The sequence below is a fragment of the Lentimicrobiaceae bacterium genome (assembly GCA_020636745.1).
Taxonomy (GTDB): Bacteria; Bacteroidota; Bacteroidia; order Bacteroidales; family Lentimicrobiaceae; genus Lentimicrobium.
Map to the genome: position 1 here is coordinate 59,545 of JACJXH010000011.1, position 12,324 is coordinate 71,868.

At 37.4% G+C, this 12,324-nt stretch carries 14 protein-coding genes and 1 tRNA gene; 8 read left to right on the forward strand and 7 right to left on the reverse strand.

Annotated elements, in window-relative coordinates; genetic code table 11:
* Positions 1-48: 48 nt before the first annotated feature.
* Positions 49-231, forward strand: a complete 183-nt coding sequence (tatA, locus tag H6541_14230) for a twin-arginine translocase TatA/TatE family subunit (protein ID MCB9016941.1) — start codon at positions 49-51, stop codon at positions 229-231.
* 191 nt (positions 232-422) lie between these two features.
* Here tatA and H6541_14235 read toward each other — a convergent pair.
* Positions 423-496 (reverse strand) — tRNA-Ala (locus H6541_14235).
* Positions 497-613: 117 nt separating this feature from the next.
* On the opposite strand from H6541_14235, the gene thpR reads away from it, so the two are divergent.
* The gene (thpR, locus tag H6541_14240) at positions 614-1,174 is read left to right on the forward strand and encodes an RNA 2',3'-cyclic phosphodiesterase (protein ID MCB9016942.1); all 561 of its coding nucleotides are present in this window, start codon (positions 614-616) and stop codon (positions 1,172-1,174) included.
* Between the two features lie 5 nt (positions 1,175-1,179).
* Here the strand turns inward: thpR and H6541_14245 are convergent, their stop codons facing one another.
* Entirely contained in the window at positions 1,180-1,539 is a 360-nt protein-coding gene (locus H6541_14245) for a hypothetical protein (protein ID MCB9016943.1), read from the reverse strand.
* 181 nt (positions 1,540-1,720) lie between these two features.
* On the opposite strand from H6541_14245, the gene H6541_14250 reads away from it, so the two are divergent.
* From H6541_14250 to H6541_14260, 3 genes are read left to right on the forward strand one after another with little or no spacing between them, the layout of a single operon-like run.
* Complete coding sequence (locus H6541_14250) at positions 1,721-2,287, forward strand: RNA polymerase sigma factor (protein ID MCB9016944.1); 567 nt, start codon at positions 1,721-1,723, stop codon at positions 2,285-2,287.
* Positions 2,288-2,310: 23 nt separating this feature from the next.
* Positions 2,311-2,757 carry a hypothetical protein gene (locus H6541_14255; GenBank protein MCB9016945.1) on the forward strand — a complete coding sequence of 149 codons (447 nt, stop codon included), beginning with the start codon at positions 2,311-2,313 and terminating at the stop codon, positions 2,755-2,757.
* Positions 2,758-2,766: 9 nt separating this feature from the next.
* Complete coding sequence (locus H6541_14260; protein MCB9016946.1) at positions 2,767-3,645, forward strand: fructosamine kinase family protein; 879 nt, start codon at positions 2,767-2,769, stop codon at positions 3,643-3,645.
* Positions 3,646-3,740: 95 nt separating this feature from the next.
* Here H6541_14260 and H6541_14265 read toward each other — a convergent pair whose 3' ends face one another.
* Together H6541_14265 and rpiB are read right to left on the reverse strand one after the other, a co-directional pair.
* Positions 3,741-5,129 (reverse strand): iron-sulfur cluster-binding protein, encoded by a 1,389-nt coding sequence (locus H6541_14265; protein ID MCB9016947.1) that lies wholly within the window; start codon positions 5,127-5,129, stop codon positions 3,741-3,743.
* Positions 5,130-5,136: 7 nt separating this feature from the next.
* On the reverse strand, positions 5,137-5,586 hold the full coding sequence (gene rpiB / locus H6541_14270) for a ribose 5-phosphate isomerase B (GenBank protein ID MCB9016948.1): 450 nt from the start codon (positions 5,584-5,586) through the stop codon (positions 5,137-5,139).
* Between the two features lie 516 nt (positions 5,587-6,102).
* On the opposite strand from rpiB, the gene nadA reads away from it, so the two are divergent.
* Genes nadA through H6541_14285 form a run of 3 tightly spaced genes read left to right on the forward strand, consistent with a single transcriptional unit; the run spans position 6,103 to position 9,340 of the window.
* Positions 6,103-7,083, forward strand: coding sequence for a quinolinate synthase NadA (gene nadA / locus H6541_14275; protein MCB9016949.1), 981 nt, complete (start codon positions 6,103-6,105; stop codon positions 7,081-7,083).
* A 37-nt stretch (positions 7,084-7,120) separates the two neighbouring features.
* Complete coding sequence (locus tag H6541_14280) at positions 7,121-8,638, forward strand: hypothetical protein (protein ID MCB9016950.1); 1,518 nt, start codon at positions 7,121-7,123, stop codon at positions 8,636-8,638.
* Positions 8,639-8,698: 60 nt separating this feature from the next.
* The gene (locus H6541_14285; protein MCB9016951.1) at positions 8,699-9,340 is read left to right on the forward strand and encodes a SagB/ThcOx family dehydrogenase; all 642 of its coding nucleotides are present in this window, start codon (positions 8,699-8,701) and stop codon (positions 9,338-9,340) included.
* Between the two features lie 15 nt (positions 9,341-9,355).
* Here H6541_14285 and H6541_14290 read toward each other — a convergent pair whose 3' ends face one another.
* The 3 genes from H6541_14290 to gldD all read right to left on the reverse strand — a co-directional run bounded on the left by H6541_14290 (position 9,356) and on the right by gldD (position 12,308).
* Positions 9,356-9,916 carry a hypothetical protein gene (locus tag H6541_14290; protein MCB9016952.1) on the reverse strand — a complete coding sequence of 187 codons (561 nt, stop codon included), beginning with the start codon at positions 9,914-9,916 and terminating at the stop codon, positions 9,356-9,358.
* Between the two features lie 176 nt (positions 9,917-10,092).
* Entirely contained in the window at positions 10,093-11,520 is a 1,428-nt protein-coding gene (locus tag H6541_14295; protein ID MCB9016953.1) for a Gfo/Idh/MocA family oxidoreductase, read from the reverse strand.
* A 185-nt stretch (positions 11,521-11,705) separates the two neighbouring features.
* On the reverse strand, positions 11,706-12,308 hold the full coding sequence (gldD, locus tag H6541_14300; protein ID MCB9016954.1) for a gliding motility lipoprotein GldD: 603 nt from the start codon (positions 12,306-12,308) through the stop codon (positions 11,706-11,708).
* Positions 12,309-12,324 lie beyond the last annotated feature (16 nt).

The following is a 12,324-nucleotide window of genomic DNA, read 5'->3' on the forward strand; positions in this document are numbered from 1 at the left end:
ATTGCTTTCATGTAATTACTAACTTTGTATTCAATAAAAACAAATCACATGATATCAGGCATCATTCTGGGTATTGTAGGACCCTGGCAGATTATAATTATCCTAGTAATCGTTTTACTCCTCTTTGGAGGTAAAAAAATACCTGAACTAATGAAAGGATTGGGTAAAGGTATCCGCGATTTTAAGGATGAAATGGGAAAAAATGACGACGAAACTGAAAAAAAACAGTAATCCGTCAATCCCAAAGATTTTGTAAACAATTAAATACATGCCAGTTATAATTGGCATTACAAAGTCTTTTTTAAATACTACACATGAAAAAAAGGTCTGTAAACAGGTGTTTACAGACCTTTTTTTAACAACACAGATAGTAAAAGCCAATAATAAAAAATCCCCGTAAACTACAGGTTTACAGGGATTTGTGGAGCGTAGGGGAGTCGAACCCCTGACCTTTAGACTGCCAGTCTAACGCTCTAGCCAACTGAGCTAACGCCCCAGTTCACGAAACAGCTACATTTGCCAGAATCGGGATTGCAAAAGTATAAAAATTTCCTGATTTCAAACAATTATTTTTCATTTCTTCGCATCTTTGCAGCGCAAAAAATAGCATACAATGGATAACAAGCGTTTGTTTGCTGCCATAAGGTTCTATCCTGACGAGCAGTTTACAGATACCTATACTCACCTTAAACAGGCACTGGATCACAACATTATTAAGTGGGTTGATATTCAGAATGTGCATATAACCCTGAAATTCATTGGCGAAACTATCCCCGATGAAATTCCTGCACTTCAGGAAGCACTGTCAAAAGCTTGCGAGGGCATATCACCTTTTGAACTTCAAATTGCAAAAACAGGTATTTTCGGAAGTCGATACAATCCCAAAGTTATTTGGTTTGGAATTGATGAAAATCCCATGCTGATGAAGCTGGTAAAACAGGTTTCATTTCAACTTGAAGAGGTTGGCATACTGGGCGACCGGCAAAATTTTGTCCCTCATCTCACCGTTGGAAGAATCAGAGAGATAAGGGACAAAAATCATTTTCAGCAACTGATGGATTGTTTCAGAGACCTTAACCTTCAAAAACAGGCGATTGAAGGATTTGATTTGTATGAGAGCATTTTACAGCGTGAAGGCCCGCAATACAACGTCATTGAATCTTATCGCTTTTAAGGCCATTATTTTAAATCGGCTTCTTCAGATATTTCTTTTGCTTTCTGATTTTTGCTTATTCTGATTTCAAGAATATAATCAAGAATCAAAGCAATACCTCCGAAAAGGGAAACCAGTGAAAAATAAGCGGCTTCTCGTTCCATTGCCCCGGTAGAAACCAGAATATTTGCCAGCAATAATCCTAAACCCACGCCGGTAAAAAGCAAACCATACTTTAGAGATGAAAAATCGTTTGATTTTTTCTCAAAAGAAGTAGGATCAAGGCCACGATCTAAAAGTGCCATTCTCTCTTTTCTGCGGATAAGCAGATAAACAATACCATAAATAGTTGCAAAAATGGTAGCTGGAATCAGGAACTCATTCATAATTATAAAATTTTAAGGTTGTTCTTTGTGTTCGCTGCCTTTTTGACGCTACCATAAATAAGAGGTTACAATTATACTTTGAATTTAATCTAATCTGCTGTAATTTAGCATGAGGCGATTATTTTTAAGTTCTTAATGCCATTATTGTAACCCATACATAAACCTGACGTCTAACCAACAAATGAATCAACCGGACGATAATCATTTAATACAGCAGGTGCTCGATGGAAATACGGGCGCATACTCCTTGATTGTTGACCGGTATAAAGACCTGGTTTATACTGTTGTAATAAAAATAATACGTAACCGTGAAGAAGCTGAAGAAGCCGCTCAGGATACCTTTCTTAAAGCTTTTCATGCATTACCTTCATTTAAACGGGAGGCCAAATTTACTACCTGGCTGTTCAGAATTGCCTACAATACAGCAATTTCAAGAACCCGAAAGAAACAACTGACCACCACGGCCATTGACGATAAAATGATTGAAAACTACAGTACCGATGAAATAAAAGAAAATATCGGTCAACTGAATGAAGAAGAGCAGTCAAGAATGCTTCAAATCGCTATTAAAACACTTGCTTCTGATGAACAATTGCTGATAAATTTGTTCTATCACAACCATCAAAGCATTGAAGAAATTGCTTCCATTACCGGACTCTCTGACACGAATGTAAAAGTTAAACTTCACAGAATCAGAAAGAAACTTTACATGCAAATGCAATCGAATATGCAGCCCATGCTGTCTTAATTTTGTTTACTAATTTTGTAGCCATGAAATCTGATAACCATATCGAAGACCTGAATGACAAACTGCTTTTTGATCTGATAGGAAACCTTCCGTTGGAGAAAGCACCTGAAGGTTTCAATGCAGGTATTATGCAACAAATATATTCAGGGGTTGAACCCTTTGAATACACTCCTGAATACCGCCGACAGATGCTATGGGCTTATATTGCCATTGGAGTAACTGTATTGCTGGCTGTTTTCATGCTGTTTGCACAATGGCCGTTTCTAAAAATTAGTTTTCTTTCAACCCCTGAACAACTGCGCGATTTGCTAAATGCAAGCCTGGGTATTTTTGATGGATTCAGCAAAGTGTTGTCTTTTGTAAAAAGCTCATCTTCAGTGTTTATTATTTTTATTGCATTAACCTTGCTACTCATCTTTGAAAGACTTTTCAGAAAAGGCATTTCATCCGACCGCTCTTTTACCTTCTGATTTGAATTTATGTTTCCTGATGAAATCAAACAATTTATTGAAAAATGGTTGTCTGCTGAAATTTCTACAGATTCTAGAATTATTGAAGTAAATCCATTATCGGGTGGTTCAATTCATGAGGCTTTTAGTATCCTGACCCCCTCAGGAAAGTACTTTCTGAAATATAATATAGCGGGCCGGTATCCAAACATGTTTTCCGCTGAAGCAAAAGGACTTGATATTTTAAAAAAGACTTTATGCATTGATGTTCCACATGTTTTCCTTACAACAGAAACCGGAAGGTTTACTTTTATTCTGGAAGAATTTGTAGAAAGTGGCAAACCTCAACAGGATTTTTATGCCATTTTTGGCCAACAACTTGCCGCTTTGCATACACATTCGTCCGAAACATTTGGACTAGACCACCATAATTATATCGGAACTATTTCACAATCAAACAATCAACACGGTACATGGCTTGATTTCATGATAAATGAAAGATTGCTTCCTTTGCTGAAAATTGCGGTTGATCAGGGGAAATTAAATATGACCGATTCAAGAAAATTTCACAGTTTATTTAATTACCTGCCAGAAATCATACCGCTGGAAAAACCAGCCCTGTTGCATGGAGATTTATGGAGCGGTAATTATTTAACAGGAAAACAAGGTTTGCCCTGCATTTTTGACCCAGCTGTATATTTTGGTCATCGTGAAATGGATATAGCTATGACCAGGTTATTCGGTGGGTTTTCAGCTGATTTTTATGAATCATACAATGCTTTTTTCCCTTTAGAGCCCGGATGGAAAAATCGAACATCTATTTTTCAACTTTATCCTTTACTGGTACATGCTATTCTTTTTGGAGGAAGTTATACAGCTGAAATCAGACAAACCATCGGAAAATTCTAATTAAAAGCCTTTTACCACACAAATACTGACTCATTTTTGATTAAACAAATAAGGCCTGTAAGTATTCACAGGTCTTAATCATTAATTGCATAAAATCACTTAATTTTTCCTTCTCTTCGCTCTTCCCACAACTGTTTAAAATTACGTTCACTTATCTGAGGTAATTTTCTTCTTGGTCCCCATGATTTAGCAAAAGCAACATTTAACAACGTATTTTTCAAACTTGCGCTGCCGGTATCCATCCACTTCCGGTTAAGCATTATATTTTTCCAGCCGATCATGGATAAACGCTCAAATACAGTATAATAACCAGCCTTAACACTATCACGTCGGTTAAAAAGCAATAATTCATGCAGGTTAATCTTAACAGGACAAACTTCAGTACAACTGCCACACAACGAAGAAGAGAAACTGAGATGTTTATAATCATTCAACCCTTTTAACCATGGAGAAATAACTGAGCCAATTGGACCCGTATAAGTGGTTCCATATGCATGACCTCCAATAGTTTTGTAAACAGGACAAGTATTGAGACAAGCACCACAACGTATACAACTTAAAGCACGGCGCTGGTGTTTTTGTGCCAATACTTCCGACCGTCCATTATCAAGTAAAATCACATACATTTCTTCAGGTCCGTCAGATTCACCCTCTTTACGCGGACCGCTCAGAATACTATTGTAGGCAGAAATATTTTGACCTGTACCGTGCGTTGCCAATAAAGGCCAGAAAAGATTCAGATTTTTAATTGATGGAATTACTTTTTCAATACCGACAATGACAATATGAACTTTTGGAAAACTTACACTCAGCAGACCATTTCCTTCATTTTCGGTTAAGCAAACAGAACCAGTATCGGCCAAAATAAAATTAGCTCCTGTAATCCCGATATCAGCATTAAAAAACTTTGTCCTCAATTTATTTCTAACAAAAGCAGTAATTTCCTGTGGTGTACTATTGGGCTTCAATCCGAATTTTTCCTGAAATAATTTAGCTACATCTTCCTTCGATTTATGCATCGCAGGAGTTACAATGTGATACGGATGTTCACCTGCCAGTTGTACAATATACTCGCCAAGGTCTGTTTCAAGTGATTCAACACCAATACTTTCAAGAAAATTATTTAAATCAAGCTCTTCTGAAACCATTGATTTGGATTTTACAACAGAAACAGCTTCATGTTTTTTAACAATTTCTCCTATTTCTTTAAGAGCCTCATTACAATCAAGCGCCCAAATTACTTTCCCGCCATTTTTTTCAAAATTACTTTCAAATTCTATCAGATATTTATCCAGATCATTAATAACCTTATACTTCAGGTGAGCAGCACGTTGCCGGGCCAATTCCAGATTTGCAAACTGGAGCTTACCTCGTTTAACAGCATCATCATAACGACTGATATTGAAGGCAATTTTTTTTCTATGCTCAGTATTCAGTGCTTTTGATTCAGCGTCTTTCTTAAACTTATTATAAATTTCAGTCATGCCTTCATTATAGCAGGTTCGATATTTTATCCACTCTCAACTGGTGTCTTCCTCCTTCAAAGTCAGTATGCAGAAAAAGTTTCACCGCTTTAATTGCATCATCAAAATCGATAAAACGTCCCGGTAAAGAAAGTATATTTGCATCGTTGTGTCTCCGCGTAAGCTCAGCCTGTTCACTGTTCCAGCAAAGAGCAGCTCTTACACCGGGATATTTGTTAACAACCATGTTTACGCCATTTCCGCTACCGCATATCACTATGCCACGCTGATAGACGTTTTCATTGACTGCTTTACCAAGTTTGTGTGCATAATCCGGATAATCAACACTTTCTGTTGAGAATGTTCCGAAATCGTGAAGTAAAAAACCTTCAGATGTTAAAACTTTAATTAAAAATTGTTTGAGTTCAAAACCGGCATGATCACTTGCCAGTGCCAAAGTTTGCGACTTATCCCACATTGTTAATAATTTTTTTGACAAAATTAATCTTTAATCAGGCTTCTCAACGAAGTTCTTTTAAAATTAGTGACTTATGAAATGCCAAAATCCTTGATAAAGATACAGTTGTTTCGTTATCAGATTTTTAGATTTTGTTAACATTATTTTGTTAATTGTGGATTAATTTTGTTACAATTTTCTGAAAACATTTCATGAAACAGTCAAAAACTTCAGTACGCTTGTTGATATTCACATTTGAGCGGTATTTATTACAAACAATCAACAATTGATTAACCACTTTTTTGATGTTTATCAATGCAAATGAACAGTTGATTAACATTAATGAACCAATTGTTAATAAAGACACAATAAATTGAAAACCAATACCTCACTTGTTTTCTGATTGTTCATAAACTTTTAACAAACTGCTCATAGTGAAAAAAACAAGAAAAAAATTGAACAAGTTGCCAACACAACTAACAGCCCTAATAATAATAATGATTATTTAAATAATATTTTATTAATAAAAACCGGAAGATGGAAACCCTCATAACTTCAAAAAAAAATGAGCCTGCACAGGCTGAACTTTTGGAAGGCATTAAAAGATTGCAAAAAGAAAAGAATGCGATAATACTTGCACATTATTATCAGGTACCCGAAATTCAGGATTTGGCCGATTTTGTGGGCGATAGTTTGCAATTATCACAAAAAGCTTCGGAAACCAACGCTGATATTATCGTATTTGCAGGTGTACATTTTATGGCTGAAACTGCAAAAATTCTCAGTCCTGACAAAAAAGTTTTGTTGCCCGATCTTCAAGCCGGATGTTCATTGGCCGACAGTTGCCCTCCAGCTGCCTTCAGAGACTTTATTGATGCCTACCCGGGGCATAAGGTGATTTCATATATAAATTGCTCTGCTGCCATTAAAACCATGTCAGACGTAATTTGTACATCCAGCAATGCTCAAATGATTGTTAACTCATTTGCTGCTGATGAAAAACTGATTTTTGCGCCTGATAAAAATCTTGGAGCATATATCAACAGCAAATTAAACCGCAATATGGTTCTTTGGGATGGTAGTTGCCATGTGCATAATCAGCTGAGTGATGAAAAAGTGATTCAACTTAAGATAGAGAATCCAGATGCCAGGCTTATTGCACATCCCGAGTGCAGAGGACCTGTGCTTGCATTGGCTGATTTTGTAGGATCAACTGCTGCCATGCTTGAGTTTACAAAAAGTGATAAGAATCAAAGGTATATTGTGGCTACTGAAACAGGAATCATTCACCAAATGCAAAAGTATTCGCCTGAAAAGGAGTTTATTGTTGTGCCTTCTGATGAAACCTGTTCATGCAATGATTGTCCTTTTATGAAAATGAATACGGTACAAAAGTTGTACGATTGTCTTCAAAATGAAACGCCTGAAATTTTGTTGAACCGCGAAATAATTGAAAAAGCAAGGCTTCCGATTTTGAGGATGCTCGAAATTAGCAAAGCGGCTAACCTGATTAAATAATCAGATTAGTTCCAGATGAAATATTTAACTTTACACAATGCGAAAATTTGCTTTTACTATTTTGTTCCTTCTTTTGGCTTTGTTCATTAAAGCCCAGGAAAATGCTGTCAATCCCAATGGATATAATAGCTTTTATTTTGCAAACGGTAAACTATCAAGCGAAGGAACTATGCGCGATGGAAAGCCTGATGGGTATTGGAAAACCTATTGGGAAAACGGTACATTAAAGGCTGAAGGAAATCGCAAAAATTTTGAGCTGGACAGCACCTGGACTTTTTATGATGAGAATGGCAAAACCACCCTTCAGATTAATTACCTGAATGGTAAAAAAGAAGGAATTCGCCGTACCATCCGTGAAAATGAAGTAGTTGAAGAAAATTTTTCAAACGATGTAAAACAAGGATTAACCATTTACTATTATCCTGATGGTAAAATAATGCGTTCGATCAATTTTGAAAACGGACTTGAAAATGGATTTGCCCGCGAATTCGCACAGGATGGTACTGTTGTAACGCTTATCGAATACCGAAGAGGTTTTATCATTGATCGTGAAAATATCAACCGCCGTGATAAAAATGGTTTGAAACAAGGAACGTGGAAGTTTTTTTATGCTGATGGTAAAGTAAAAACAGAAGGTACTTACCGTGATGATAAACGAAATGGATATTTTAAAGAATATGACGATAAAGGGATATTAACTGACATCTCAAAATTTGTGAATGATGTAAAGCAGGAAGAAGTACCTGAACTTGCAAGACTTGATGTTAAAACAGATTATTATCCTGATGGAAAAGTAAAAACAGTAGCTAGTTATAAAGGAAATGTTCCCGAAGGAATCAGACGTGAATATAACGAAAACGGACAAGTAACAGACTCATACACATATCGTAATGGAAAAATTATCGCAGAGGGCATAATTGACGATGAAGGGATTAAAGATGGTCCCTGGAAAGAGTATTATGAAGATGGGCAGCTTCGTTCGGAAGGAAACTACAGACAAGGAAAAAAAATAGGAAAATGGAAATATTTTCACCAGAACGGAAATCTGGAACAGGAAGGCAACTACAATAATCAGGGTAATGCCGACGGAAACTGGGTGTGGTATTATGACAACAATACGCTGTTGCGCGAAGAATCATTTTTAAACGGACAATCAGAAGGTTTGTTTGCCGAATACGATGAAAACGGAAAAGTCATTATTCAGGGCGAATATGTTGACGGACTTGAAGAAGGATTATGGAAGTATCAGCTTGGTGATCACAGGGAAGAAGGAACCTACCGCGGAGGCATGAGAAACGGAGAATGGAAATATTTTTATGATGATGGCAAGTTGGCTTTTCAGGGATCTTTTATTGATGACAATCCCAATGGACGTCATATTTGGTATTGGCCTGATGGCAAAAAAAAGGACGAAGGCGAATTTATCAATGGCATGAAAACCGGCGATTGGATTCAATATAATCAGGATGGAACAACTTTTCTGGTTATCAGCTATCAAAATGGTATTGAGAAAAAATATGATGGCGTAAAAATAAAGCCTGAATTTACAGAATAGTTTGTTGGTTTATTTTTCATTTTCCTGTTTTTGCATGACTTTTTATTAATACACATCAAGATGAAAAACAAAGCATTATATGGTTTGATGTCTGCCTTGTTTATTTCAGGTGGATTATACGCTCAAACCCTCAAGGAAATACCCTTGAAAAAACCTGATATTCATTCGGGAAAACCATTGATGACAGCCTTAATGGAGCGAAGCAGTCATCGCGAGTTTGACAGCAGACAATTATCTGAAGAACATTTATCAGGACTGCTTTGGGCAGCTTGTGGCATTAACAGGCAGGAATCAGGAAAACGCACAGCTCCATCATCCATGAACTTTCAGGATGTACAGTTATATGTTTTGATGCAAAGTGGTATTTATCTTTACAACGAAGCCAATCATAAGCTATCATTAGTAAAGGAGGGTGATTACCGGGCGATGGCCGGTAAACAGGATTTTGTAGCTACAGCCCCTGTAAATTTGGTTTTGGTATCAGATTACAGCCGGATGGAGAAGGCAGAAGAAAAAGAAAAGGAATTTTATTCAGCCATTGATGCCGGATTTATTTCTCAGAACATTTATCTGTACTGTGCTTCAGAAGGACTCAATACCGTTGTAAGAGCTTACATCGATCGCGAAAATTTACATCAAATCATGCAATTAAAGCCTGAGCAACATGTAATTGTTTCTCAAACAGTTGGCTATAAGCCCTGATTAAGCAGATGATGTTCATCTGGTAAGGTAGTATCTTTTGTATGTACCATAACTTCCACCCGAACCTCCCGGAATAGTTTCGCGGCGCCATCCCGAAATAATAATTTTCTTGTCATCCAGCACATCCAGCTTCAGGTACATATCATAGGCACCTACAACAAAATCGTGGTAAGGAAGTGAAAAGAAAAGAGTAATTGTTCCATCGCTGCCTGAATTGAAATTATATGGAACCCAGGCAGCTGTATCTGTATAATTTATTCCGTTTTTTGAATAACGGTGAATCATAAAGCCAGCACCATAGCCAGGCAAAGTCTGATTCGGTTTTTGAAATTCAATTGTACCGGATTTTACACTTATTGAATCACTGGTAATTGTGCTAATACCTCCACTCAGCACATCTGTTTTGGCAACCAGTGTATCAACATTCCATACACCTCCTTCTGTAAAAATTCTGATTGTTTTTTCAGTGGTGCTTTCTGTTTTAAGTTCATCTACTACTTCGCACGAAGAAATGATGAATATTATTATCAGTAAAAAACAGTACTTAAACTGACTTTTATCTTTTTTCCGATTCATATCTGCAGGTTTACTACAAAGATGATACAAGAATTTTCAGTTGAAAATACCTATTGTTAGGGATATTTTGTGAGTTATAATACCGATAAATACAGGCAACCTGAACAACATTCGAAATTATAACCCAATCAATTGGGCAGGAAATTCAGGATGAATCAAAACCCCAAAAATAAAAATTAACCGATGCTGACAATTGGCCATGGGGTAGCCTTTTCCCAGGCTCCTTTGGTAAAATCAGGCACTTCTATAAGCTGGCTTCTGTTATTGACCGACATTTCACTCAGCTGAACAATTGAGGACCAAGTAGCGGCATCATAAACATCCTGATCAAGAGGGAGGCCATTACGCAAACAATAAATAAGGCGGTAATCCATGATAAAATCCATACCACCATGACCACCCACCTGGCGCGCTTTTTCACCGATTTGTCTGGCTAACGGGTGTTCATATTCTGACAGAAGAGTATCAAGTTCATTGGATTGAAGAAACTTGTGAGCGTTGGGTTCAAGTGCAATGGCTTGCTGCGGATATTTTCTGGCCAATCCTTTTGTTCCGCTAATAAGATGCAGACGGCTATATGGCCTAGGACTTGTTGTATCGTGTTGTATCAGGAGATTACGACCTTTAACTGTTTGTATAAGAGTTGTATTCATATCGCCCAGCAAGTATGTTTCACGTGCCTCAGGTGAATCCTGACCATATTTTTCTCCGGCAAAAAGACTCAGACCCGTTTGCTTTGTCGACATGGATGTTAAATAATCAAATCTATCGCCCCGGTTAATGCCCATGATTTGTGCAATTGGTCCAAGACCATGAGTGGGGTAGAGGTTTCCGTTGTGTTTTTTACTGAATTCAAGCCGCCAGTGGTTATAATATCCTCCTTCAGCCTCATCGAGAAATTTAAGTGCTCGCAAATCGTGTATATATGCTCCTTCAGCATATAAAATTTCACCGAAAAGGCCCTGTCGGGCCATATTAAGCGTGGCAAGTTCGAAGAAATCATAACAGCAGTTTTCAAGCATCATGCAATGACGCCGTGTTTCTTCAGCAGTGTTTACCAACTGCCAGCATTCATCAATGGTGACCGCTGCTGGAACTTCAAGGGCTACATGTTTGCCGTGTTTCATGGCATATACTGCAATTGGAGTATGTAAGTTCCAGGGTGTACAATTATATATTAAATCAATGTCATCTCTCTGGCAAACCTTCATCCAGTCATCATCGCCTGAGTATTCAGCTGCTTCAGGTAATCCTGCTTTGCGTAAATATGAGTTAGCTTCTTTGAGTAATTGAGCACGTACATCGCAAATGACGCGAATACTGGCACCTTCAATCTGTGTATAACGATGCACGGCTTCGATACCGCGCATTCCAATGCCAATAATAGCAATGCGCACTGTTTCAATAGGTTCGCAGGATAAACCCATGACAGATTTTCCCGGTTTTTTATCATTTATGATACCTGTTTGCAGAGATTGATTTCCAATCGAATTATCCGTCTGATTAGCAAAAAGATTTCCAATGGAACCTAGTCCTATTGCAGCCGAACTCATGGCTGCAATCTTTAAAAAATCACGGCGACTGCTTTTGTGCTTATCCTTCATAAAATATTTTATTAAGTAAGCAAAAATAGAAATATTTAGATTCAAAAACCGAAAATGAAATAAAATGGAAAAGAGAGTCAGCTTTGCCTTTCCGGATACAGGATCAAACCGAAAGATATTGGAATTGAGCGGGTAAAATGAGCATGCGGCAAATGAAGAGCAGCGTAATTTTTAAGAATTGTGGTTTATTTCCACTGCAAAGTTTCAAGCATGTGTTGAATATCGCCTTTGATAAAATCTATTACCGGCGCCAATGAATCATTGTTGGGCAAAGTATTGAAATATAGGGCTCCTCTTAAAAAGTGAGTTGTGCTATCGGTCACATAAAACTGATAAGCTGAAGCAGCTCCGGTACCTTGTATATCATACACAAGTCCATACACCTGATGTTTGCTGTTTTCAATTCTAACTTCCTCAATAGCAGATGCTTTTGGTATGTGTTTCATAACAAGTTCATGTGCATCTTCGGTAAAAACGCCCAGATTTTTATTCACTGTTTTATAGCTCAGGTGTACACGGCCCTTAAACTGAGGAAAATCAATATTAATCCAGTTGGCTTCGGCCGGGGCATGCACATCTTTGGTAATGCGGGCATAAGCCGGGTATTCAAATGAATATGGGAAAATGCTGTCGAGCAAACGGTAATTTTTATCGGGTAAACTTATTCGGAAATATCCTCGTGGTTTGGGTGTTGGTGTTTCACTACAGGCGCTAAAAAATAATATCGAAGTGATGAATATACCTGACAATAAACGATGTAGTAATTTAGAACTGACCTTATTTTTCATTCTGTAAGTTTATTAA